The organism is Microvirga pakistanensis, assembly GCF_004458765.1.
Taxonomy (GTDB): domain Bacteria; phylum Pseudomonadota; class Alphaproteobacteria; order Rhizobiales; family Beijerinckiaceae; genus Microvirga; species Microvirga pakistanensis.
This window is the reverse complement of the sequence record NZ_SPJX01000107.1, coordinates 1-223: the sequence shown is the minus strand read 5'-3', so window position 1 is coordinate 223 and position 223 is coordinate 1. Positions and strand designations below refer to the sequence as shown.

The following is a 223-nucleotide window of genomic DNA, read 5'->3' as shown; positions in this document are numbered from 1 at the left end:
GTCCTTCAGGGGCAGCTTGTCGTTCGGGCACTTGGTTTCCTGCAGGCACAGGATATCGGGGCGCCGCTCCTTCAGGAAGCGGGCGACCTGGTCGATGCGCAGGCGGACGGAATTGATGTTCCAGGTGGAGACGGTGAGTTTCACGGAAAGCGGCCCCTCGATCAGTCGTCCCGGGCTACGACAGATTTTTCCCAGAGGGAAGGGCTGCGGGCCCGCTGATGCG

Annotated in this window: 1 protein-coding gene; it reads right to left on the bottom strand. The window is 63.2% G+C overall.

What is annotated here, in order from left to right; all coding sequences use genetic code 11:
• The coding region (locus E4K09_RS03080) for an endonuclease/exonuclease/phosphatase family protein (protein ID WP_193557241.1) at nt 1-144 on the bottom strand (144 nt) is incomplete at its 3' end.
• Nucleotides 145-223: the final 79 nt, after the last annotated feature.